Source organism: Rhodocaloribacter sp. (assembly GCF_056451265.1).
Genome location: NZ_JBWOPL010000084.1, coordinates 1 through 22,229, shown reverse-complemented (window position 1 = coordinate 22,229; position 22,229 = coordinate 1). Strand labels below are relative to the sequence as shown.

17 protein-coding genes and 1 tRNA gene are annotated in these 22,229 nt (G+C 65.9%); 11 read left to right on the top strand and 7 right to left on the bottom strand.

The window, feature by feature from the left end; genetic code table 11:
- Positions 1–227: 227 nt before the first annotated feature.
- The 3 genes from AC1HIY_RS14600 to thpR all read right to left on the bottom strand — a co-directional run bounded on the left by AC1HIY_RS14600 (position 228) and on the right by thpR (position 2,799).
- Positions 228–884, bottom strand: a complete 657-nt coding sequence (locus tag AC1HIY_RS14600) for a LolA family protein (RefSeq protein WP_479577531.1) — start codon at positions 882–884, stop codon at positions 228–230.
- 124 nt (positions 885–1,008) lie between these two features.
- Positions 1,009–2,196 carry an aminotransferase class V-fold PLP-dependent enzyme gene (locus AC1HIY_RS14595; RefSeq protein WP_479577530.1) on the bottom strand — a complete coding sequence of 396 codons (1,188 nt, stop codon included), beginning with the start codon at positions 2,194–2,196 and terminating at the stop codon, positions 1,009–1,011.
- A gap of 60 nt (positions 2,197–2,256) precedes the next feature.
- On the bottom strand, positions 2,257–2,799 hold the full coding sequence (thpR, locus tag AC1HIY_RS14590) for an RNA 2',3'-cyclic phosphodiesterase (RefSeq protein WP_479577529.1): 543 nt from the start codon (positions 2,797–2,799) through the stop codon (positions 2,257–2,259).
- Between the two features lie 54 nt (positions 2,800–2,853).
- Between thpR and AC1HIY_RS14585 the strand changes: the two genes are divergently transcribed.
- On the top strand, positions 2,854–3,324 hold the full coding sequence (locus AC1HIY_RS14585) for a putative molybdenum carrier protein (protein ID WP_479577528.1): 471 nt from the start codon (positions 2,854–2,856) through the stop codon (positions 3,322–3,324).
- A 10-nt stretch (positions 3,325–3,334) separates the two neighbouring features.
- Here the strand turns inward: AC1HIY_RS14585 and AC1HIY_RS14580 are convergent, their stop codons facing one another.
- From AC1HIY_RS14580 to proC, 3 genes are all read right to left on the bottom strand, one after another.
- On the bottom strand, positions 3,335–3,784 hold the full coding sequence (locus tag AC1HIY_RS14580; RefSeq protein WP_479577527.1) for a hypothetical protein: 450 nt from the start codon (positions 3,782–3,784) through the stop codon (positions 3,335–3,337).
- Between the two features lie 238 nt (positions 3,785–4,022).
- A complete protein-coding gene (gene hisA, locus AC1HIY_RS14575; RefSeq protein ID WP_479577526.1) occupies positions 4,023–4,817 on the bottom strand; it encodes a 1-(5-phosphoribosyl)-5-[(5-phosphoribosylamino)methylideneamino]imidazole-4-carboxamide isomerase in 795 nt (264 codons plus the stop codon).
- Between the two features lie 95 nt (positions 4,818–4,912).
- Entirely contained in the window at positions 4,913–5,752 is an 840-nt protein-coding gene (gene proC / locus AC1HIY_RS14570; RefSeq protein ID WP_479577525.1) for a pyrroline-5-carboxylate reductase, read from the bottom strand.
- A 221-nt stretch (positions 5,753–5,973) separates the two neighbouring features.
- Here proC and metG point away from each other — a divergent pair, with 221 nt between their 5' ends.
- The 3 genes from metG (at position 5,974) to AC1HIY_RS14555 (ending at position 10,900) form a co-directional block, all read left to right on the top strand.
- Complete coding sequence (gene metG / locus AC1HIY_RS14565; protein WP_479577524.1) at positions 5,974–8,073, top strand: methionine--tRNA ligase; 2,100 nt, start codon at positions 5,974–5,976, stop codon at positions 8,071–8,073.
- A 276-nt stretch (positions 8,074–8,349) separates the two neighbouring features.
- Complete coding sequence (locus tag AC1HIY_RS14560) at positions 8,350–8,652, top strand: hypothetical protein (protein ID WP_479577523.1); 303 nt, start codon at positions 8,350–8,352, stop codon at positions 8,650–8,652.
- Between the two features lie 157 nt (positions 8,653–8,809).
- Complete coding sequence (locus AC1HIY_RS14555; protein ID WP_479577522.1) at positions 8,810–10,900, top strand: thioredoxin domain-containing protein; 2,091 nt, start codon at positions 8,810–8,812, stop codon at positions 10,898–10,900.
- A gap of 23 nt (positions 10,901–10,923) precedes the next feature.
- Here AC1HIY_RS14555 and AC1HIY_RS14550 read toward each other — a convergent pair whose 3' ends face one another.
- Positions 10,924–11,970, bottom strand: coding sequence for a DUF4097 family beta strand repeat-containing protein (locus AC1HIY_RS14550; protein WP_479577521.1), 1,047 nt, complete (start codon positions 11,968–11,970; stop codon positions 10,924–10,926).
- A 162-nt stretch (positions 11,971–12,132) separates the two neighbouring features.
- Between AC1HIY_RS14550 and AC1HIY_RS14545 the strand changes: the two genes are divergently transcribed.
- The 7 genes from AC1HIY_RS14545 to AC1HIY_RS14515 all read left to right on the top strand — a co-directional run.
- Positions 12,133–12,786 carry a DNA-3-methyladenine glycosylase gene (locus AC1HIY_RS14545; RefSeq protein WP_479577520.1) on the top strand — a complete coding sequence of 218 codons (654 nt, stop codon included), beginning with the start codon at positions 12,133–12,135 and terminating at the stop codon, positions 12,784–12,786.
- 181 nt (positions 12,787–12,967) lie between these two features.
- Entirely contained in the window at positions 12,968–15,832 is a 2,865-nt protein-coding gene (gene alaS / locus AC1HIY_RS14540) for an alanine--tRNA ligase (RefSeq protein ID WP_479577519.1), read from the top strand.
- Between the two features lie 132 nt (positions 15,833–15,964).
- Positions 15,965–16,053 (top strand) — tRNA-Ser (locus AC1HIY_RS14535).
- Positions 16,054–16,156: 103 nt separating this feature from the next.
- Positions 16,157–19,021: a hypothetical protein gene (locus AC1HIY_RS14530; RefSeq protein WP_479577518.1), complete on the top strand. Its 2,865-nt coding sequence runs from the start codon at positions 16,157–16,159 to the stop codon at positions 19,019–19,021.
- A 298-nt stretch (positions 19,022–19,319) separates the two neighbouring features.
- On the top strand, positions 19,320–19,694 hold the full coding sequence (locus AC1HIY_RS14525) for a hypothetical protein (protein WP_479577517.1): 375 nt from the start codon (positions 19,320–19,322) through the stop codon (positions 19,692–19,694).
- A 139-nt stretch (positions 19,695–19,833) separates the two neighbouring features.
- Positions 19,834–20,283, top strand: coding sequence for a BlaI/MecI/CopY family transcriptional regulator (locus AC1HIY_RS14520; RefSeq protein WP_479577516.1), 450 nt, complete (start codon positions 19,834–19,836; stop codon positions 20,281–20,283).
- Between the two features lie 2 nt (positions 20,284–20,285).
- The coding region (locus AC1HIY_RS14515; protein ID WP_479577515.1) for a M56 family metallopeptidase at positions 20,286–22,229 on the top strand (1,944 nt) is incomplete at its 3' end.

The following is a 22,229-nucleotide window of genomic DNA, read 5'->3' as shown; positions in this document are numbered from 1 at the left end:
TGAGGTGGAGGGTGGTGAGGGCCGGGAGATACCCCTTTCGGAAGGGTGAAGATCCTTCTTTCGCACAAAACATACGGAAGAGGATATGGAAGAGGAAGGGCCGGGAATGGGGGTGAAGGAGGAGAGAAACGTCCGGGGTCGCGGGGGGGCGAGCATCCTGTGCACGGCGCAAAAAAAAACCTCCCGATGCGCCACCGGGAGGGGAAAAACGTGGGGTCGTCGCAGGCTCATTCCGAGCGCAGATCCACGATCTCGGAGCCCTCGGGAGGAACGAAGAGGAACGTATCCGGCGCGAGCGGCGGGTCGATCTCGATGGATTTGAGCTCGAACACCATGCGTGTATCGTTTGCGTCCAACACCTCGATCCGGGGAACGAGGTTGTCGCTGTCGCGCATGACCACCATGATCTCGCGGAAGTACGACTCCGGGTTCTTCGGGTGGAGGCGGAGGATGTGGTGTTCCTTGCCGCCGAGCAACGCCCGACCCGCCGAGGCAATCTCATACGTGTCGTCGAAATCGAAGAGGAAGCGGCTCAGTGAGAAGGTCGTCTCGTCCTCCAGGTTGTCGTTGATGAGGACCTGATTCGTGGCGGCATTATAGATCCACGTGACGTGCCCGTTCGAGACGATGGTCTGCCCGTCGGTCTCGACGCGAAACTTGTCATTGCTGAGATAGATGACGCCGGAGATCGACGTTCCGGTTTCGTCGAAGGGGGTGGTGGTAATCTGCCGGAACTCGGCCCGGAGCGCGTCGATGCCTTCATAAGTGTTTTTGATGCGCTCGAGCACGTCCTGCCCGCTCTGGGCTCGCGCCGCCGGTTGTCCAAGAAGCAGGACGGCGCTCATCGCAAAAAGGATTCTCAAAATGAGGGAAGGGCGTTTCATGGTTGATCTCAAGGTGAAGAAAGCGGGGTAAAGGGGGCATACGAGAGATGCCTCATGCAAACGCAAACGCCGTGCCCGCGTTTCCTCGCTTCCGAAACATGGCCGGTCGTCGGAACCGGAGCGGTTACGAGCCGGGAAGCGAATGATGTCGCTGAGGGCGGAGACAGGCAAGGAAAGCGTCGCGGAGCGCGTCCATGTCGGCCGCGTCATTGTACACGTTCGGGGCAAGTCGGAGGGCGTTGCCGCGCACCGACGCCGAAATGCGACGTTCGGCGAGCGCCTCGCGGAGACGCTCCATCGGCACGTGCGCGGGCGCGCGGATGCCGAAGAGGTGGGAGCTTCGGAAGCGCTCGTCTTCGAGGTCGTACCCGAGCGCCCGCGCCTCGACGAGCACCTCGCGGGTGAGGGTGCGGCAGTACGCCTGCACGTTCTCGACGCCCCATTCGAGGAGGTGGTCGAGCGCGGCGGAAAGCATGGGCACGAGGATGAAATTGCTTCGCTCGCCCACGTCGAAGCGGATCGCGCCGGGCTGATATCCGTCCTCGTAGGCGACGAGTCCGGCGAAGTGCTCGCTGCCGCGACGTGCGATCCAGTTCTCTTCGAGCGGAACGCCGTCGTCGTACCGGGGGCCGAAATAGGCGACGCCGATGCTGTACGGGCCGAGGAGCCATTTATACCCGGCGCAGATCAAGGCGTCGGGGCGGATGCGCGCCACGTCGAAGGGCAGCGCTCCGACCGACTGCGTGCCGTCGATGACGAAGGCTGCGCCGACCTCGCGGGCGCGCGCGCCGATGCGTTCGAGGTCGAAGCGCGTGCCGTCGGCCCAGTGGACGTGCGGGAGGGCGACGAGCCCCGTCTGCGCGTCGATGGCGTCGAGGATGCGCTCGTTCCAGACCATGCCCCGGTGCGCCGCGTCGTTCGGCGGGTGGATCGTTCGAAGCGCGACGCCCTGCTCCGCCGCCAGCCGCCGCCACGCATAGACGTTGCTCGGAAACTGCTCGTGCAGCACGACGATGTTCTGCCCTTTCGAGAGCCGGGTGTTCTTCGCCACCGTCGCAATGCCGTACGACGCCGCCGGGATGATCGCCACGCGCCGCGGGTCGTCGACGTTGACGAGCCGGGCGAACCGTCGCCGCACGCCGTCGCTCGGCTCGAAAAAATCCGCCGGGGTGATGTTCGACGGAGCGGCTTTTTGCCGGATGCCTTCGATCCCTGCCGCCTCCACCCGGCGCGAGAGCGGGGCCATGAAGGCGCAATTGAGGTAGTGAAGATCGTCCGGAAGCGAAAAGAGGCTTTTCTGACAGGCAAGCATCGGGGCGGTCGTTTGGGATGAGCGAAGGGCGGCAGGCGGGTCAAGATAAGACTTTCGCCGTCATGATTCGGCAAGGGGGTACGAGGCCAGCCGGTGGTGCGTCGCCCCTTCGGGGAGCAGGCGGCTCTCATAAAGGTGAAAGTGGGAGACGGTGAACGTCTCGGCGGCGAAGTCCCGATGATCGGAGAGGAAGGCGCGGACCCACGCGGGGTCGGGGTGGCGGAGCCGGGCGAGCGTGAGGTGCGGTCGAAACGGCTTCGCGTCGGGAGGGACCCCGGCTTCGCGCACGACGCGCTCGATGTCGTCGTGGAGCGTGGCGAGGCCGTCGCCGCCGGCGGCTCCGACCCAGAGCACACGCGGGCGCCGGCGGCCCGGGAAGACGCCCACGCCCCCGATCCGGAGCGGGAACGGCGCGGCGTCCACGGCGTGGAGGCGCTCGGTGAGCGTCGCCGTCGTCTCGGCATCCACCTCGCCGATGAAGCGAAGCGTGAGGTGGATCTGCTCCGGACGCACCCAGCGGACCCCCTCCTCGGCTTCGAAGAGCGCTCCCATCCGTATCTTGACCGACGGCGGAACGTCGAGGGCGACGAAAAGACGGGACATGGGTTCGGGGGAAACGAGCCAGGGTTCGGACCGGCGAAAAACTACGGTAAAAATATGATGATCCGAAACGTGATCTCCGGCGGTCAGACGGGCGTCGACCGGGCGGCGCTCGATGCGGCAATGGCGGCGGGGGTGCCCGTCGGCGGCTGGTGCCCGCGCTCGAGGCGGGCGGAGGATGGGCCCCTCGACGCGCGGTATCCGCTCCGGGAGACGCCCTCGGCGGACTATGCCGAACGCACCGCATGGAACGTCCGCGACGCCGACGGCACGCTCGTGCTCATAAGCGCGAAACCGGACGGGGGGACGGCTTTGACGATCCGGGAGGCGAAGCGGCAGGGAAAACCCCTTCTCGTGCACCGGCTCGAAGGCCGGGAGGGCGTCGAAAAGGTGCGGGAGTGGATCGCGCGAGAAGGACTCCGCACGCTCAACGTGGCGGGACCGCGCGAGGAAGAAGCGCCGGGCATTTACACCGCCGCCCGCGCTTTTCTGACGGCGCTCTTTGAACGGGAAAAGGGAGACGGATGAGGGGGCCCGTTCACCGCTCGATGAGAACGTGCGTGCTCCGGGCGCCGGCGCTCTTCGGAGCGCTCTGTTCTCGGAGTTGCCGTTCGAGACGCCGAATCGTCATCTCCTCCTCCTGCAACGCGCTCTTCAGACGCCGCATCTCCGCCTCGATCCGCATGAACTTCGTGAACGGCCGAAGGTGGATCGTCGAGGGCCGAGCGAGATCCTCGGCAAGGTGACGGTCGGCTTGATGGATTCGAACCCGGATGCCGCGCTTATCCCGCGTGGCTTCTTCCGTATGAACGAAGGCGTGGATGAGGGGAGCGGGAGCGCAATGCGGAGGGGTGAAATCGGCGTATGGCGTCAGCCGTGGAAGCAGTCGCTGCGTGAGGTACTGATAGAAGTTGGCCGTGAAGAGAAGCAGGGCGACGAGGCTGAGTCCCATGACGAGCGAACTGCGGGCGTGCGGCTGGTTTTCCATGGATGACCCTCCCGTGCGGTTGGCTCCGGTGCGGAGCCGGAGTGATGGGCAGATGCTTTTCTGTGGGGAATGCCGGCCTGCGGGGCGCTACGACGGAGACGTGACCGAGGCTGGATGGCGACCGGATCCGGGAAGAGCATCCCGGCGTGTTCGGCCGCGCGAGGCTTCGAGGGTACAACGTCCGGGCCGGGCGCTTATTGTGAAAGGGAAAAAATTATCCCCCGGGGGCATGGGCGCTTTACGAGCCGGAACGGTTCGTTTTGAGCGGTGCGGTGGAATAGTGCTCCAGGTCGACTTCGTCCTTGTAGTGCCAGCACCAGAATTGCTGGCAGGGGAACTTGTTCTCATAGAGTGCGCGCCCGACGATGACGGAGTCGACCTTATAGGGGGCGAGCTCCTTGATCTTGAGCAGGTCCGGGTATCCGCCGATGCCGCCGGAGGCGGTGATGTGGGCGCGTCGGAGGTGTTCGCCCATCGTGCGGTAGGCATCGACGTTGGGGCCTTCCAGCGTCCCGTCGCGGCTGATGTCGGTGTAGATGATGCGTCGCACGCCGCGCGCCTCCATGTCCACGGCCATCTCTACGGCGTCGAGGCCGGAGCCTTCGGTCCAGCCCTCCACGCGCACCTCGCCGTCGGCCGCGTCGATGCCCACCACGATGCGGCTGGCGGAGAAGCGGGCGACGGCCTCGGCGACGAGGTCCGGGTTTCGCACCGCCGAGGTGCCGAGGACCACCCGGTAGACGCCCAGGTCGAGCGCCGTGCGGATGTCTTCCATCGTGCGGATGCCGCCGCCGAGCTGGATCGGGATGTCGAGCTCTTCACAGATGCGATGGATGACCTCGCGGTTGTTCTCGGAGCCGCCCCGCGCCGCGTCGAGGTCGACGAGGTGGAGCGTCCGCGCATTCATCACCCGCCACAGCTTGGCCATGCGGACGGGGTCGTCGAAGTAGACGGTCTCGCGTGCATACGAGCCCTGATAGAGGCGTACGCACCGCCCGCCGCGAATGTCGAGGGCCGGGATCACGAGAGTCATGGTTGTTCCAATGGCACGTTGGCGCAAAAAAATCAAGCCGGATTACAGGGTCATAACCCCGTCGGCGCGCATCGTTCCATATCCCCTGCGTACGGTCAATCTTTCAGCTTGCTCAGCTCTTTCGAGCGCGCCGTGGCCGTGGCGACGGCGTTGATGAGCATCGTCCGGAGTCCGTGCGATTCGAGGTCGGCGACGGCGGCGATGGCCGTGCCGCCGGGCGTGGTCACCTCGTCGCGGAGGATGGCCGGGTGCTTGCCCGTCTCGAGCACGAGCCGGGCCGCTCCGTAGACGGTCTGCGCGGCGAGCCGGAAGGCCTGCGGGCGCGGGATGCCCTGCTTGACGCCGCCGTCGGTGAGCGCCTCGATGAACATGTACACGTACGCCGGGCCGCTTCCGGAAAGGCCCGTCACGGCGTCCATCAGGTATTCGGGCACCTCCTCCACCTGCCCGACGCCCTCGAAGAGCTGTCGCGCGATGGTCATGTGGTCGTCCGTGGCGAGGTTTCCCGCCGCGATGGCCGTCGCGCCCGCGTCCACGATCATCGGCGTGTTCGGCATCGAGCGGACCACGGGCACGGGCTTCTCGAACGCTTCCTGAAGCGCCCGCGTCGTCAGCCCGGCGAGCACCGAGATGACGAGCGCGCTGTCGGGAACGTGCGGGCGGATCTCCCGGATGACCTCGACGGCGTTCTGCGGTTTGATGGCGAGCACGACCACCGTGGCGTCGCGCACGGCCGCCGCGTTGTCGGTCGTCGTCTCGATGCCGGGGAACTGTTGGGCGAGGGCCGCGAGGGTCGCCGGGTTGCGCCGCGTGGCGCGGATGCGTCCGGGGTCGAGCTCGTGGGCGTTCAACATACCGCCGATGAGGGCGCGCCCGATGTTGCCCGCCCCGATGACGGCAACGGTCTGGTTGGAGAGCATCGTCTTCTCAAGCATGGTCGGGAAAGGGGGAACGTCAAGTTAGCATGGAACGACGGAACTTTGCACGTAAATCGCGCGAACGACCGAGGATTCTTCACCGCCGGGCCGTAAATAAACCGTGAAGGCGCGTCCCGGGACGACGACGGGCGTCATTGATCGCTCGTATTTTGTTTATTCCGTCTGATCCGACTCCTAATCCCGCGCCGCCGGTGCGGCTCATCGTCGAGAGCAAACCCATGGCTGACAAGCACTTCGAACGCATTCTCGTGACGGCGGCCCTGCCCTATGCGAATGGGCCGATCCACATCGGACACCTCGCCGGGGCCTATCTCCCTGCCGACCTGTACTGCCGATATCAGCGGCTCAAGGGCCGCGACGTCGTCTTCGTCTCCGGCTCCGACGAGTACGGCGTGGCGATCATGGTGCGCGCCCTCCATGAAGGCATCACCCCGAAAGAGGTCGTCGACCGCTATCATCCCATGATCGCGCAGGCGTTCGAGGGTTTCGGGATGAGCTTCGACCATTACGGACGCACCACCTCGCCCGTGCACGTCGAGACGAGTCAGGATTTCTTCCGCCACCTGGCCGAGAAGGAGGTCTTCGTGCTCCGGACCGAGCAGCAATTGTATGACCCGAAGGCCGGCCTTTTCCTCGCCGACCGGTTCGTGCGCGGCACGTGCCCCGTGTGCGGCTACGAGGATGCCTACGGCGATCAATGCGAGCGCTGCGGCGCGTCGCTCAGCCCGATGGAGCTGATCAATCCCCGGAGCACGCTTTCCGACGCCACCCCGGAGCTTCGCGAGACGACCCACTGGTACCTGCCGCTCGGGCGGCTGCAGCCCGAACTCGAACGCTGGATCGCCACGCACCCCGAATGGAAGCCGAACGTCCTCGGGCAGGTCAGGAGCTGGCTCAAGGAAGGTCTGAAGGACCGCGCCATCACCCGCGACGTGCCGTGGGGCGTGCCCGTCCCCCGCGACGTGGCGGAGAAGGCCGGCGTCGACGCCGAAGGCAAGGTGATCTACGTCTGGTTCGACGCGCCCATCGGATACATCTCGGCGACCAAGGAATGGGCCGCCGAACAGGGCGACCCGGACCGGTGGGAAAAATACTGGAAGGACGACCGCTCGATGCTCATCCACTTCATCGGAAAGGACAACATCGTCTTCCATTGCCTCATGTTTCCCGCCATGCTCATGGAGTATGACGGCTTCATCCTGCCCGAGAACGTGCCCGCAAACGAGTTTCTCAACCTCGAAGGACAAAAGCTCTCGACGAGCCGGGGATGGGCCGTCTGGCTGCACGAATACCTCGAACAGTTTCCGCCCGACTACCTCCGGTACAGCCTCGCCGCCACGCTCCCGGAGACGAAAGACGCCGACTTCAGCTGGCGCGATTTCCAGACACGCTCCAACTCCGAACTCGCCGACATCCTCGGCAACTTCGTCAACCGGACGATGACGTTTGCGCACCGGTTCGCCGGGGGGGCGGCGCCGCCGCTCGTGAACCCGAGCGAAACGGACCGGGAGGCGCTGGCCCGGCTCGCCGGGTTCCCGGAACGCATCGGCGCGGCGTACGAGGCGTTCCGGATGCGGGAGGCGGTCTTCGAGACGATGAACCTCGCGCGGCTCGGCAACAAGTATTTCAACGACACCGAACCGTGGCACACGCGGAAGACGGACCCGCAGGCATGCGCGAACACCATCCACGTCTCCCTGCAAGTGTGCGCGGCCCTCTGTGTGCTCATGGAGCCGGTGCTTCCCTTCTCCGCCGCCAGGCTCCGCGCGATGCTCAACCTCTCCGGCGTGCGTTCGAGCGCGCCGGGCGACGCGGGCCCGGCAACGCGCGGGTGGGACGAGGCGGGCGGCGCACTGCTCGAACCCGGACACGTCCTCGGCAAAGCGCAGATCCTCTTCCGGAAGATCGACGACGAAGCCATCGAGGCGCAGATCGCAATACTGAATGACGCCAACGCGGCGGAAGCTTCGGAGGAGCCGCCCTATGAGCCCCTCAAAGAAACCATCACGTACGACGACTTTGCCAAACTCGACCTTCGCATGGGCACGGTGACGGCGGCGGAACGTCTCCCGAAATCGAAGAAACTCCTTCGCCTGGAGGTCGACCTCGGCTTCGAGACGCGGCAGATACTGGCGGGCGTGGCGCAGCAAATGACGCCGGAGGAACTGGTGGGGCGTCGCGTGGTGGTGGTGGCCAACCTCGCCCCGCGCAAGATGATGGGGCTGGAGAGTCAGGGGATGCTCCTCATGGCCGAGAATCGGGACGGCACGCTCGCGCCCCTCACCTCCGAAGGCGAGAACGGAGCCGTCGTGCGATAGGTGCCCACAACGGTTGCGGTCCATGCCGCCCGTCTGACCCCGACGATCTTCTCTTTTTTCCCTTTAAGAATTCTGTCCTTAGGGCGAAACCTTCTATGAAGGTGCGGCTGCGCCTTGTCCTCTCCGGGACGGCGCGTTCGTATGCGAGACGGCTTTCGTTCGTAGTTCATCCTTCGTAGTGTGACGAAACCAGGATTCCCCCGAGAACAATCACACCGCTTCGGATACCCGGGAAAGTTGAAATAAGCAGAGCGTATCTGAAAAGAAAGGATCGTCATGAGCAGTTCCTTACGCGGCCTCTTCGATCGCCTCGAAAAGCTTTTGGTCAAATCATTCCACCTGGCGACCGGTGAGGTGGGGTTAGATGAACGGGAAGAGGTAGACTGGAACCTCTTTCTTCTGGTTCGTGAAATAGCGGAGCATCACGATCTGCCGGAACCGTACTGGACCGAAGACGAGGCGAAAACGCCCGCCGCCGAGCACGGGAGGGCGCAGGACCGCGCGCCGGAGGCGCCGGCCCCGGGACGCCCGACGACGTTGGAGGAACGACGACCCGCTTCGGAAGACGGCGAGGCCTGACGCCTCGGCGAAACGGGACGGCACAAAGACGGCGACGACGCTTATAAGCCTCGTCGCCTTTTCTATCCGGCCCGCTCTCATGCTTTTGGTCCGTTCCCGGCTGCTTCTTCCCCTGACGTGCGTGCTCTTCGCCGTCTCATGCGCAAATGACCCCACCATGGCTCGACAAAACCGCCTCGCCCACGAAAAAAGCCCGTATCTCCTTCAGCACAAAAACAATCCCGTAGACTGGTATCCCTGGGGCGAGGAGGCGTTCGCGCGCGCCCGCGCCGAAGACAAGCCGATCTTCCTCTCCATCGGCTATTCGACGTGCCACTGGTGCCATGTGATGGAGCGCGAGTCGTTCGAGGACGAAGAGGTCGCCGCCCTGATGAACGAGGCGTTCGTCTCGATCAAGGTGGACCGGGAAGAGCGGCCGGACATCGACAACCTGTACATGTCGTTCTGCCAGATGATGGGCGGCTCGTGCGGCTGGCCGCTCAACGTGGTGATGACCCCGGACAAACAGCCGTTCTTCGTGGCGACGTACATCCCGAAGCAGAGCCGGTATGGACGCCTCGGCATGATGGAACTCGTGCCGCGCCTGAAGAAGCTCTGGCGGGAGCGGCGCGGCGACGTGGAAGCCTCCGCTCGGGAGATCACCGAAGCCATCCGGCGCAGCCCGGCCGCGGCCTCGGACGATGCCTCGGCAACCCTCGACGCCGGGACGCTCCGTGAGGCGTTCCTCCAGTTCAGCCGCCGTTTCGACGCCGAGCACGGAGGCTTCGGAACCGCCCCCAAGTTTCCGTCGCCGCACAACCTGCTTTTCCTCCTCCGATATGCGCATCGCACGGAGGAGGCGGCGGCCCGCGCCATGGTCACCCGAACGCTCGAGCGCATGCGCCTCGGCGGCGTCTTCGACCACATCGGCTTCGGCTTTCACCGGTACGCCACCGACGCGCAGTGGAAGCTCCCGCACTTCGAAAAGATGCTCTACGATCAGGCGATGCTCGCCATGGCGTACACCGAAGCGTTCCAGGCTACGGGCCGGCAGGCCTATGCGGAGACGGCGCGGGAAATCTTTACATACGTCCTCCGCGACATGACCGCGCCCGAGGGCGGCTTCTATTCCGCCGAAGACGCCGACAGTGAGGGGCGGGAGGGCAAGTTCTATCTCTGGACCGTGGACGAACTCCACGAGGTCCTGGACCCGGAGGAGGCAGCCTTCGTCATCGAAACGTTCAAGGTGGAGCCGGAGGGCAACTTCGAGGACGAGGCGACGCGTGAGAGGACCGGCGAGAACATCCTGTATCTGAAGCAATCGCTCGACGAGATCGCCGCGGAGCGGGGGGAGCCGGCAGAGACGCTTCGCGCCCGGTGGGAGGAAGCCCGGCAGAAACTGTTCGCTCGTCGCGAGCGGCGCGTCCATCCGGGCAAGGACGACAAGGTGCTCACCGACTGGAACGGCCTCATGATCGCCGCGCTCGCGAAGGCCGCCCGCGTCCTCGGAGCGCCCGAGTACGCCGAGGCCGCTCGCCGCGCCGCCGCCTTCGTCCACACGACGATGCGCACGGACGACGGACGGCTGCATCACCGCTGGCGCGAGGGAGAAGCCGGCCTTCAGGCGAACATCGACGATTATGCCTTCATGGTCTGGGGCCTCCTCGAATTGTATGAGACCACGTTCGATCCGGCGTACCTCGAGGAGGCGATCGCATGGAACGACGTGCTCCTCACGCACTTCTGGGACGAACAAGAGGGCGCTTTCTTCTTCACGCCGGACGACGGCGAGGCCCTCCTCGCCCGTACGAAAGAACTCTACGACGGCGCGATTCCGTCAGGCAATTCCGTGGCCATGTATAACCTGCTGCGCCTCAGTCGTCTCACCGGAGACACGGATCTCGAAGCCCGGGCCGCGCGGCTGAGCGCGTACGCCGGGGGACTCGTGCGCCGCATGCCTTCCGGCTTCGCGGCCTTCCTCATCGGACTCGACTTCGCCGTGGGGCCGACCTTCGAGGTCGTCGTCGTGGGACGGCCGGACGCGGCGGACACGGGAGCGATGCTGGCGGCCCTTCGATCACGGTATCTTCCGAACAAGGTCGTGATCTTCCGCCCGGAAGGCGATGCGCCCGCCATCACCCGCCTCGCGCCGTACACCGCCACCCAGCATACGCTCGGCGGGAAAGCCACGGCATACGTGTGCCGGAACTTCGTGTGCAACCGCCCGACGACGAGCGTCGAGGAGATGCTCGGAATGCTGGGAGAGTGATGCCGCCCGCCCCCGCGCCGCGTTTATTGGTCCCGGAGGATGATGCTCCCGTGCGAGGTGCGCGCTTCGATGCGCGCGCCTCCGCCGTTGAACTGCCCGTCGGCGCGATCCTTCTCGACCACGCCCTCGAACGAGGCCGATGCATCGAGGCGGACGCGGTCGCCCTTGAACGCGAGGTCGGCGCCGAGCCCCGGAGCCATCGAGAGGAGGATGTCGCCGTGATCGGTCCGGAAGAAGGCCGGCTTCTCGGAGGTGAGGAACACCTGGAGGTCGCCGTGCGAAAGCGTGACGTCGGCGCGGCCCTCGACGCGCGCCACCTCGACGTCGCCGTGCGAAGTGCGCGCGGTGAAGGCAGAGGCCACAACCTCTTCGATGGCGACGTCGCCGTGAGACGTTTTGACGGTCACCTCGTCGGCGTGGAGGGCGTCCATCGCGACGTCGCCGTGGGAGGTCTCGATGCGGAGCATCGGCCCGTTCAACGCCTCCGCCTCGAAGTCGCCATGGGACGTGCGCACGTCGATACGCCCTTCGAGGTCGCTCATCGAGAGGTCGCCGTGGGAGGTCTCGATCTCCGCGTCGAAGCGGGCGGGAACGCGCGCGTTCACCGTGATCCGGACGTCGTTCCGGCCCCGGGAGCTCCAGCGGTTCGGGCTCTCGGAGACGATCCGGAGGACGCCGTCGTCGTGTTCGACCCGGAAGTGCATGGCCTCGAAAAGCTCGCGCGCCCGGTCCATGTCCCGTCCTTCGAGCGTGACGATGACGCGAGCCTCTTTGTCGGAGCCGGTCTCGATGCGGACGTCGGAGTGCGAGACGCGCACGTCGAGCGCGTCGCCGGGGGAGACGTCGAAGCGTTTGTCGAGGACGACCTCGCCGGGGGAGACGTCGGAGGATTCGTCGATGATCGTTCGGGCCGGAGCCTCGTGCGCGCCGCGCGAGAGGACGGCGTGTTCGGCCACGTATGCTCCCTTCTCGTGGGGCGGGAGGAGTTTTTGCTTGAGGCTCTGGAAGATGTTCAGGCCGCCGAGCACGGCGAGCGCGGCGATGAGCAGATACGTTATCCTGGCTTTCATGACGGTCGGGGTTGGGAGGAATCCGGCGGGCGAGCGGGGAGAGGCGAGGTCCGGCATCCACGGGCCATACGGAGTGGCTCGCCCGGAGGTTACGCCGGAAAAGCCATCGGCGCTCGGGGCGAATGAGGAAGCCGGTCGGCTTCCCCGGAGAAGGAACAGAGGATGAAAAAGCTCACGCGGGATTTCTTCGACCGACCTACGCTCGACGTGGCGCGCGCGCTCATCGGGAAGCGGCTCGTGCGCGAGCTTTCGCCGGGCAAGCGGCTTGTCGGGCGAATCGTGGAGACGGAGGCGTACACGATGGACGATCCGGCCTTTCGCCCGTGGGGCATCGTCGACCCGGCGACGGGGCTCGTCCGACCGGAAGGGCGGGGCTTCGACCTCTTTGGCGAGCCGGGCACGGCGTATGTCTATCGGGTGCACACGTACTGGCTCCTCAACGTCGTCACCGAGCGCGCGGGGGTGGCCGGGTGCGTGCTCCTGCGCGCCGTCGAGCCGCTCGAAGGGCTCGCCGACATGGCGCGCCGCCGGCCCACGGCGCGCCGCCCCGAGCACCTCGCCAACGGTCCGGGCAAGCTCTGTCTCGCCTTCGACGTCGACCGCCGCATCCACACCGCCGACCTCACGCGCGCCCCGCTCTTCCTCGGCGAGGCGGAGGAGGCACGCCTGTGGCCCGTAGCCGTCTCGGCCCGCATCGGGCTTCGACAGGGCATCGAGCTCCGGAGGCGCTTCTTCGTGCCCGACCATCCCTGCGTCTCGCCCGGCGTGCCGAGCGACCGGGCGGCGGCGGCGAAAGTCCGTCGACGCCGTCGGTGAACCCGCGCGACCCGTAATTCACCGGCAAAACACCCCGGGAAGGGCACAACCGGGACGCTCGCGGCGTTTATCGCGCCGACTTCGATCTTTTATCCAGAAAATTCGCGGGGGGCGGTCGAATCATGAGCCCGGATTCCCGAAGTTCGCCCTTTCCCGCCTGCCAACCGCATCACGATATCTCATGAGCCGGAAAATGACCTCCGAGCAGATTCGCTCGGACTTCCTGAAATTCTTCGAGGAGCGCGGACACACCATTGTTCCGAGCGATTCCCTCGTGCCGCAGAACGACCCGACGCTTCTTTTCACGAACGCGGGTATGAACCAGTTCAAGGACGTCTTTCTCGGCGTCGGCGAGCGCCCGTACAAACGCGCCGCCGACACGCAGAAGTGTCTCCGCGTCTCCGGCAAGCACAACGACCTCGAAGAGGTGGGCTACGATACGTATCACCACACCTTCTTCGAGATGCTGGGCAACTGGAGCTTCGGAGACTACTTCAAAAAGGAGGCGATTCGGTGGGCATGGGAACTGCTCGTCGATCGGTGGGGGCTCGACCCCGACCGGCTCTATGCCACCGTTCACGCGGGCGATGAGAAACTCGGCCTCGAACCCGACGACGAATCCGCCGGCTACTGGACGTCCGAGACGCCCCTCGACCCCGATCACGTCCTGTATTGCGGATCGAAGGACAATTTCTGGATGATGGGCGACACCGGGCCGTGCGGCCCCTGCTCGGAGGTTCACATCGACCTCCGGCCCGATGAGGAGCGCGCGAAAACGCCGGGGAAGGACCTCGTGAACAGGGACGACCCGCGTGTGATGGAGATCTGGAACCTGGTCTTCATCCAGTACAATGCGCTCGGCAACGACGCCCTCGAACCTCTCAAAGCCCGGCACGTGGACACCGGCATGGGTTTCGAGCGCATCGTGGCGGTGCTTCAGGAGACGGGCGGCAGCACGTACGACACGGACCTCTTCGCGCCGATCCTCCAGGCCATCGCCGGGCTTTCTCCGCGCGAAGAGATCCGGGGGTACGACGACGTCGCCGTCGAAGAAGAGCTCGAGCGGGAGAAAATCCGTGTGGCGATGCGCGTCGTCGCCGACCACATCCGCACCATCGCGTTTGCCATTGCCGACGGGGTGATGCCGGGCAACGCCGGGCGCGGGTACGTCATCCGCCGCATCCTCCGTCGCGCCGTCCGGTACGGTTATCAGACCCTCGGCCTTCGGGAGCCGTTCCTGCACCGGCTCGTCGCGCCGCTCGAAGCCAAGATGGGCGGCTCGTTCCCGGAACTGACGCATCACCGCGACTACATCGAGCGCGTCACGAAAGCGGAGGAGGAGAGCTTCCTCGAAACGCTCGGCACCGGCATCGCTTTCTTTGAGCGGATCACCCCGTACGTGCACGAACTCGCCTCCGCGAAGGACGATGCCGCCGTCGAGGCCGTACGCGGACGCCTCGGCAAGGACCGGCAGACCCTCGACTTCCTCAAAAAAGCGTACGTGGACGTGGACGACCGGGACGAGATGATCGCGCGGTTCGTCGAGGCGGCGCGGGCGGGACGCGTGCCCGGCGAGGTCGCCTTCCTCCTGCACGACACGTACGGCTTCCCCGTGGATCTGACGCAGCTCATGGCGCGGGAGGAGGGGCTCGGCGTGGACATGGCGGGCTATCACAAGCTCATGCAGCGCCAGAAGGAACGCGCACGCGCGGCAGCCTCCTTCAAAGTCGACCAGAGCCGGTCGGACGAATGGCAACGGGTAAGCGAGGGGGAGGACTCCACGTTCGTCGGGTACGATCAGTCCCGCGTGGAAGGGGCCAGGATCCGGGCCGTCCGAAAGGTCGAAACCGGAGACGGACATCCACAATACGAACTCCTCCTCGACGCGACGCCTTTCTATGCCGAGAGCGGCGGACAGGTGGGCGACACGGGCACGCTCCGCGTCGGCGACGAAGAAATCCGCGTGCTCGATACGCAGAAGCGGAAAGGGCACATCGTGCATTACGTGGATCGCCTCCCCGCCGACCTCGACGCGCCGGTGACTGCCGAGGTGGATACGGAGCGGCTCGGCCGCATCAAAAAGCACCACTCGGCCACCCACCTGATGCACGCCGCGCTTCGCGAGGTTCTCGGCCCGCACGTCAAACAGAAAGGCTCGCTCGTCGCGCCGGATCACCTCCGCTTCGACTTCAGCCACTTCGAGCGCGTCACACCGGAGGAGCTTCGCGCCGTCGAACGGCGGGTGAACGAGGCCATTCAGGCCAACATCGAAAAGGTGGAAGAACGGTCGGTGCCGCTGCAGGAGGCGCTCGACCGGGGCGCGATGGCGCTCTTCGGCGAGAAGTACGGCGACCGCGTCCGGGTCATCACCTTCGACCCCGACTTCTCCGTCGAGCTGTGTGGCGGCATCCACGTGGACGCCACGGGCGAGATCGGGCTGTTCCGCTTCACCTCGGAAGGCTCGGTGGCCGCCGGCGTGCGCCGCGTCGAAGCCGTGGCGGGGCTCGATGCGCTGGAATATCTCGACCGTGAGATCGGTGAGCTCGAACGGGTGCGCGGGCAGTTTAAATCGCTTCAGCGGCCCACGGATGAGGAGATCGCCGATCTGATCGAGGAGAAGAAACGACTGGAGAAGGCGCTCGAGGCGTTGCGGCAGAAAAGCCTTGCCGCGGGTCTCGATGCGCTCATCGAACGGGCAGAGGCCGTCGGGGAGGCGCGCCTGGTCGTCGGGCGCGTCGAGCCGATGGACATGAACACGCTCCGGTCGCTCGGCGAGAAGCTCCGCGAGCGCCTCGGCGCCGGCTCCGTCGGAGTGCTCGGCACGGTCGACCCGGAAGGAGAGAAGGTGTACCTCGTGGCCGTCGTCTCGGACGACCTCGTGAAGAAGGGCGTACAGGCGGGCCGTCTCGTCGGCGCGCTGGCGAAACGCGTGGGCGGCGGCGGCGGCGGACGTCCCACCCTCGCCACGGCGGGCGGGCGGCGTCCGGAGAAGCTCGACGAAGCCCTCGCGGCGGCTCCCGAAACGCTCGCCGCCCTGCTGGGATGAACCCCCGAAATGGGCCGGAACCTGCCGGATCGACCGTTCGTTGCACTGCCCCGCAACCGTCGGGGCGATCTTGAAGAAAGGTTCACGGCGGTGAAACGGGGCGGTTCGTATCTTCCCGCCTGCGGTTTTTTCGGAGGGGTGCCAGAGCGGTTGAATGGGGCGGTCTCGAAAACCGTTGTACCCTTTGCGGGGTACCGTGGGTTCGAATCCCACCCCCTCCGCACGAAGGCGTGCAGGTCTGACCTGTGCGCCTTTTTTCTTTGATCCGCGAAGCGTTTCTTTAGCCGTCCGGTTTCTTCAACCTTCCCTGTTCGTGCGCCGATGATGTCCCGACTCGTGAGGCTGGTTCCGGGGTTGCTTTTCATCAGCCTCATCGGATGGCAGGCGGAGGCGCAGACGCTCGTCTACGACGTCGTCTACCGTCCCCCGGGCACGCGGTACTTCGTCCTCGAAAGTCCGCACTTCGACGTAATCTATGAGGAAGGCGCGTTCGACGAGGCGCGAGAGACGGCGCGGCGGCTCGAACGCGCGCTTCCGGCAGTCGATTCGCTCGTCGGCGCGCGGCACACGCTCCACATGCCCGTGGTGCTCAACCGGTTCAACGACCGCGCCAACGGGTTCGTCTCGCCGTTGCCGTTCCGGCAGGAGATAGAGGCCGTGAGCATCAAGGGGAACCGGCTCTCGCCCCGCTTTCGGTCGTGGATCGAAACCGTCGCGCCGCATGAGCTCGTCCACGCCGTGCACGCCGACTACCGGAACGGCTTCGGTGTGGTGGGGCTGACGCGGTGGATCGCGCCGGACCTGGCGCGCTCACTCAACCTCACCATTCCCGCGGGCATCGCCGAAGGGGCGGCCGTCCTCTTCGAGAGCAGCCTCGAACCCGGCGCCGGGCGGCTGAACCACTCGCTCTTCACGATGGAGTTTCGCGCCGCCATGAGCTCCGATCGCCCGTGGAGCCTCTCGCAGATGCTCGAGCGTCCCGACCACACGCGCCCCTTCGACCGGTTTTATAACGGCGGCGGCCACCTCTTTCGATGGCTCCGCGAGCATGGACCGAGCGACTTCTTCCGCCGCGCGACGAATTTCCACAACCGCTTTCCTTTCCTCGGATACGGGTTCGATCTATGGTACGGGCTGGGAAAACGCCCCCGTGAGGTGTGGCGCGCGTTCCGGGACGACGTGCGGGCGCGTGAGCGGCGGCGCATCGAGGCGCTCGGGACGCTCACCGAGCCGACGCTCGTCGAGGGCGCGCGGGGGCTCGTGCACCGCCGCCCGCGATGGCTCGACGCGCATACGATCGCGGCGTTCGTCCACGGGTACAACGTGACGCCGGGCCTCTACCGCCTCGACGCGGAGACGGGCGCGCGCACGCGCCTCAGCGCCGAGAAGCTCACCGAGGATCAGTACTTCAGCCTCACGCCCGACACCTCGGCGATCCTCTTCGCCCGATACGTCGAGGATTCGTTCGTCGCGCGCCGGCAGGTCGCCGAGCTTTTCCGCCTCGACCTTGCCACGGGTGACGTCACACGACTGACGAAGGGCGCGCGGGCCCTGGCGCCCGCGCCCGCCCCGGACGGCGGCGTGTGGGCCTTGTGGAACGAAGGGCAGTACAACCGGTGGGTCCGCCTGCGCTCCGACGGCGCGCTCGAACCGCTCACCCCGAAAGCCCGCAGCCGCTTCGCAAGCCTCGAACCCTCACCCGATGGAACGACGGTCGCCGTGGTGCTCAACGTGCGGGGGCGGCAGGGCCTCTTCCGCGCCACGCTCGACGCCGGCGCGCCCGTGCTCCGCCCCTGGGTCGGCTTCGAGGACGGCTCGGTCTTCGACGCCTCGTGGAGCCGCGACGGGCGGTACGTCCTCTTCACCGCCGACCCCGGCGGCATCGCCAACGTGTATGCCCTCGACGTGCGCGAGGACCGGGTGCTCCGCCTCACGAACGTGCCCTTCGGGGCGCTCGAACCGGCGCTCTCGCCCGACGGGAAGACGCTCGCGTTCGTGAACTATGCCCACGAGCGGTACGACCTCGTGCGGATCCCCTTCGATCCCGAGGCGGCGCGCGTCGTGCCCCGAGAGCGGACCCGCGCCTTCGAGAAGATGCCCTGGGAGCAATGGCTCCGCACGCCCCTTCGCCCGACGATGCCGGAGGCGGAACCCCGACCGTACGCGACGCTCCGGTACCTCCGCCCGCGCATGATCTACCCGACGTTCCGGTACGAGGATCAAACCACCCATTCGGGCGACACGAAGCTCGGCTTCGGTTTCGGGCTCGGCGTGCAGGGCACGGACCCGCTCCAACGGTGGGCCTTCTCCGCGGAAGGATTTCGGCAGAAAGGGCGTCTGTGGGGCGAAGGCATCGTGCGGACGAGTGTCTCGGTGCTTCGCCCGAGCCTGCGCCTCTTCCGGACGCCGACGACCGTGCTCGCCCGTCTCGTTGACCGGCAGGGCAATACGGTGCAGACGGTGCGCGTGGGGCGGGAAGAGCGGGGTGTCGAGGCCGGCGTGTACGTGCCGGTGACGCTCGGCTCGAACGTCTATCGCACGACCGCCGCGCTGGCCGTGCGCGGCTCGTACGAAGAGGAACGGCTCTTCGACCGGGACGGCAAGGCGCTCGCGCCGTTTGCCGGGCGATACACGCTCAGCCCGGCGGCCGTCCTCGGCTATCGCCTCCAGGCCAATCCCCGCGACCTCGTGCCGAACACCGGCCTGGTCGTCAGCGCCGCCTCCGAGATCGACGTGGCGGCGGATCGCGGCTCGCCGCGCCGGGCGCTGCTCGGGCAAGCCAACCTCTACCTGCCGCTCCTCAAGTCCCACAACGTCGGGCTCCGGCTCAACGCCGGGCTCCTGACCCAGAACCAGGGCTCGATCTATAACCTCGATCGCTTCATGCCGCGCGGCCACGAGGACGTTTTTCTCGGAGCGGGGACGTTCGCGCGATACGGCTTCGAGATCACCCGGCCCCTGTGGTTCATCGACGACGGCTTCTTCATGCTCCCGGTCTATTTCCGCGCCCTCTTCGCCTTTGGCTTTGCCGAAACGCTTCATCCGATCGAACGCTTCTCGGACCGGGTCTCGTCGGCCGGGGTGGGGCTGGGACTGCGCATACGCTTCTTTTATCTCTTCAACCTGGAATTGCGAGCGGCGGCTTCCTATCGCATCGAGGCGGGGACGTGGGACGTGGTGTACCGCTAAAAAAGACGAAGGCCCGGCTCCCCACCTGGCCGGACCTTCGTATCGAGAAAATACCCTGGAGATGTATCGGGTATGATGTGTGGCTCAATAATACGCCGACCCCGCACGTCCCGCGAAGGTGAAAGAGATCATTTCTGGGGCTCGGGAAAACTATTTCCAAATGGGTTGATATTCCTATGAAGAACCCTCGAACGAAGCTTAAAATATCTTTCGAAGTCCCTGAAAGCGGTGAACCTACGCACCGCTGTTCTGTACAACGGCCAGGGGAATGGAAGGGCCAAAGGAACGGAGCGGAACTATGGAACTGATGCGATGTGAGACGTGCGCCTCCGAAAGCATGGCGCCGGTGGAGGTGATGGTGCAGGATGAGCATGCGACGCCGATTGCCGACGAGCAGGAGTCGTATTTTTACACCTGCCACGTCTGTGGCGATAACCGGCTCTCCATCCTGGAGAAACAGGAAGACGGCGACAGCCGGATCACGGTCATCTATCAGATGGGCATGACCCCGATGCTCAAGCGCGTGGGCCGTATGGAACCGTCTTTCACGCCCTCGGAAGAGCACGTCAGCCACTGGACGTATTTCATGGATGAAGACGAGATAAGCGAAGATCTGTGGCGGGAGAAACTCATCGCCCGCCGACGCATCCTGAAGTCGATCTGTACGAACTGAGACGGTCGGCTCTTTTTTATTCGATGACCCCGTGTCAGGGGGAGAAGGACACCTTCGGGGGTCCTTTTTTCATACAGGGGCAACCCCATTGATTTCCGAGAGATGAGTCAGTAATTTGTGGTGTTAAAAAAATAACACTATGGCGCAACTCTCTGAAGTTTCGCGCCGTAGGCTTCTTCCGTGGATGGAGGATCAAACAATGAAGGACCAACCGCATGCGCAGCTCAGTCGCCGGGAGCGGCAGATCATGGACATCATCTACCGGGTCGGACAGGCGACGGCCGCCGAAGTCATGGAGAATCTGCCTGATCCGCCCGGCTATTCCGCGGTCCGCGCGCTGCTTCGCATTCTGGAGGAGAAAGGGCATCTCCGACATCGAAAAGAGGGGCCGCGCTACGTATACCTCCCCACGGTGTCCCGCGAGCGCGCCAAACGGTCGGCGTTGAAACACGTGCTGTCCACTTTTTTCGAGGGTTCCGTCACGCAGGCTATGGCGGCGTTGATCGACCTGAGCGAGGATGACTTGTCGGAAGACGACCTCGAGCGCATTGCGAATCTCATACGTCAGGCCAAAGAAGAGGGACGTTGATCATGCTCGAGGGGATCACGGCTCTGTTCGAACCCGGAGCGGGGGGCGCGGTGGTGCGCCTGCTGCTCGATCTCACGCTGAAAGGGGTGGTGGTGCTGACGCTGGCGGGTCTTCTCGCGGTGCTTTTCCGGCGCGCCTCGGCGGCGGTTCGGCACTGGATCTGGTTTGTGGCCATGGGCAGTTTGCTGTGCCTGCCCGCGCTCACGCTCATGCTGCCGTCGTGGCGGGTCTCCCTTTTTCCACCGCCGTCGTTTGTGCAAAGCGTTTCGCCCTCTTCTTCGTCTCCGGTCCCCGCTTCTTCGCCCGTCGCCCTTCCGTCGTTTGCTTCGCCGCCGTCGCCTCCGGCCCCGCCGTCGCCTCCCGCCGTCCTTCCGAGGGAGAGCCCGACGGAGGCTCCGTCGCCGGTCGCACGCCCCGTTTTGCCCGCGCGCGTAGAGAAGAAGGAGGCGGCCCTCGCGTCGCCCTCCGCCGAGGAGGCCGGCGCCCGTGTCCGCGCCCGGGGGGTCCCGGCGGCGCAGCGTCTCGATGGGGGGATGTGGGCAGTGGGGCTGCTCATGCTCTGGGCGTTGGGAGCACTGCTGGCGTCGACGCGGCTTTTGGCCGGGGCGCTCTGTTTGCGTTGGGTTGCTCGTCATGCCGAAATCGAATCCGGGGCCGGATGGCAAACCCTCGTCGATGAGCTTGCCGGGCGTTTGCGCGTGGGTCGGGGGGTGCGTCTGCTGCGGAGTCGCCGCACGACGATGCCCATGACGTGGGGCATCCTGCGGCCGGTGATCCTGTTGCCTGCCGGAGCCGAAGACTGGACCGAAGAACGCCGAAGGTGCGTGCTCATGCACGAGATGGCGCACATCAAGCGGTGGGATTGCCTGACGCAGTCACTGGCGCAGCTCGCGTGTGCGGCGCAATGGTTCAATCCGCTGGTCTGGGCGGCGGCGCGGCGGTTGCGCGTCGAGCGCGAGAAAGCGTGCGACGACCTCGTGCTGAGCTACGGCGCGCGGCCCTCGCGTTATGCCATGCATCTGCTCGAGGCGGCCCGTGCGTTCCGTGCGCCTCGGCTCTTGCCGCTCGGCGCGGTGTCCATGGCCCGGCCCTCACAGCTCGAAAGCCGGGTGCGCGCCATTCTCGACCCGTCGCTGCGGCGGCGCGGCATAGGAACCCGCGCGGTGTGGGGCACGCTCACGCTCGCCCTCCTCGTGTTGATGCCCCTGGCCGCCATCACCCCATGGGCGACGACTACGCGGGCGGGAGACCGTGCCGTGTCGGTCGCCGGCGTGCAAGGGGCGCTCCCGACGATCACGCCCGACCTCGAACCTGGACACGCCCGTTTGTGGAAACCGTCTGTGCCCGACACCACGGAGCGGGCACAGACCGCGAAGCGCCTCCTTGCGGCGCTCGAAGACCCGGATCCGGCCGCCCGTCGAGACGCAGCCTATCGGCTTGGCGATGTGGGAATCGAACGGGCAATCCCCTCGCTCGCGGAGGTCCTCTCCACCGATCCGTCTCCTCGGGTGCGTCGGGTGGCCGCGTGGGCCCTTGGCGAAATCGGCGGTTCGGGAGCAACGAAAAGCCTCACGCACGCCCTTGCATACGACGGAGCGGCTTCGGTGCGCGCCAAAGCCGCGTGGGCCCTCGGCGAGATCGGGGACGCCTGCGCCGCCGACGCGCTCCGGCGCGCCCTTGACGACGCCGCACCCGCCGTGCGTCGCCGTGCCGCGTGGGCCCTCGGCGAGATCGCTGGAAAGCCGCACAAGCTAGACGCTCGAACGGACGTTCCCCTCGACGATGATCGCGCCGGTCCTCTCCGGCGCGATGCGCGTGCCTCTGCCGCTCGAGAAAGGAGCGCCGAGCGGCAAAGGCGGAACCATTCACGAGAAGCGCGGCTCACCTATCCGGACGGGACCGAGACATTTCTGGAGAACGTCCTCCAGCAAAATCTCGAAGCCGCT

What these genes read in the sequence shown, in the direction of transcription:
- AC1HIY_RS14600 (WP_479577531.1), bottom strand. Translation starts at nt 884, where the DNA reads ATGAAACGCCCTTCCCTCATTTTGAGAATCCTTTTTGCGATGAGCGCC.
- AC1HIY_RS14595 (WP_479577530.1), bottom strand. Translation starts at nt 2,196, where the DNA reads ATGCTTGCCTGTCAGAAAAGCCTCTTTTCGCTTCCGGACGATCTTCAC.
- thpR (WP_479577529.1), bottom strand. Translation starts at nt 2,799, where the DNA reads ATGTCCCGTCTTTTCGTCGCCCTCGACGTTCCGCCGTCGGTCAAGATA.
- AC1HIY_RS14585 (WP_479577528.1), top strand. Translation starts at nt 2,854, where the DNA reads ATGATGATCCGAAACGTGATCTCCGGCGGTCAGACGGGCGTCGACCGG.
- AC1HIY_RS14580 (WP_479577527.1), bottom strand. Translation starts at nt 3,784, where the DNA reads ATGGAAAACCAGCCGCACGCCCGCAGTTCGCTCGTCATGGGACTCAGC.
- hisA (WP_479577526.1), bottom strand. Translation starts at nt 4,817, where the DNA reads ATGACTCTCGTGATCCCGGCCCTCGACATTCGCGGCGGGCGGTGCGTA.
- proC (WP_479577525.1), bottom strand. Translation starts at nt 5,752, where the DNA reads ATGCTTGAGAAGACGATGCTCTCCAACCAGACCGTTGCCGTCATCGGG.
- metG (WP_479577524.1), top strand. Translation starts at nt 5,974, where the DNA reads ATGGCTGACAAGCACTTCGAACGCATTCTCGTGACGGCGGCCCTGCCC.
- AC1HIY_RS14560 (WP_479577523.1), top strand. Translation starts at nt 8,350, where the DNA reads ATGAGCAGTTCCTTACGCGGCCTCTTCGATCGCCTCGAAAAGCTTTTG.
- AC1HIY_RS14555 (WP_479577522.1), top strand. Translation starts at nt 8,810, where the DNA reads ATGGCTCGACAAAACCGCCTCGCCCACGAAAAAAGCCCGTATCTCCTT.
- AC1HIY_RS14550 (WP_479577521.1), bottom strand. Translation starts at nt 11,970, where the DNA reads ATGAAAGCCAGGATAACGTATCTGCTCATCGCCGCGCTCGCCGTGCTC.
- AC1HIY_RS14545 (WP_479577520.1), top strand. Translation starts at nt 12,133, where the DNA reads ATGAAAAAGCTCACGCGGGATTTCTTCGACCGACCTACGCTCGACGTG.
- alaS (WP_479577519.1), top strand. Translation starts at nt 12,968, where the DNA reads ATGAGCCGGAAAATGACCTCCGAGCAGATTCGCTCGGACTTCCTGAAA.
- AC1HIY_RS14530 (WP_479577518.1), top strand. Translation starts at nt 16,157, where the DNA reads ATGTCCCGACTCGTGAGGCTGGTTCCGGGGTTGCTTTTCATCAGCCTC.
- AC1HIY_RS14525 (WP_479577517.1), top strand. Translation starts at nt 19,320, where the DNA reads ATGGAACTGATGCGATGTGAGACGTGCGCCTCCGAAAGCATGGCGCCG.
- AC1HIY_RS14520 (WP_479577516.1), top strand. Translation starts at nt 19,834, where the DNA reads ATGGCGCAACTCTCTGAAGTTTCGCGCCGTAGGCTTCTTCCGTGGATG.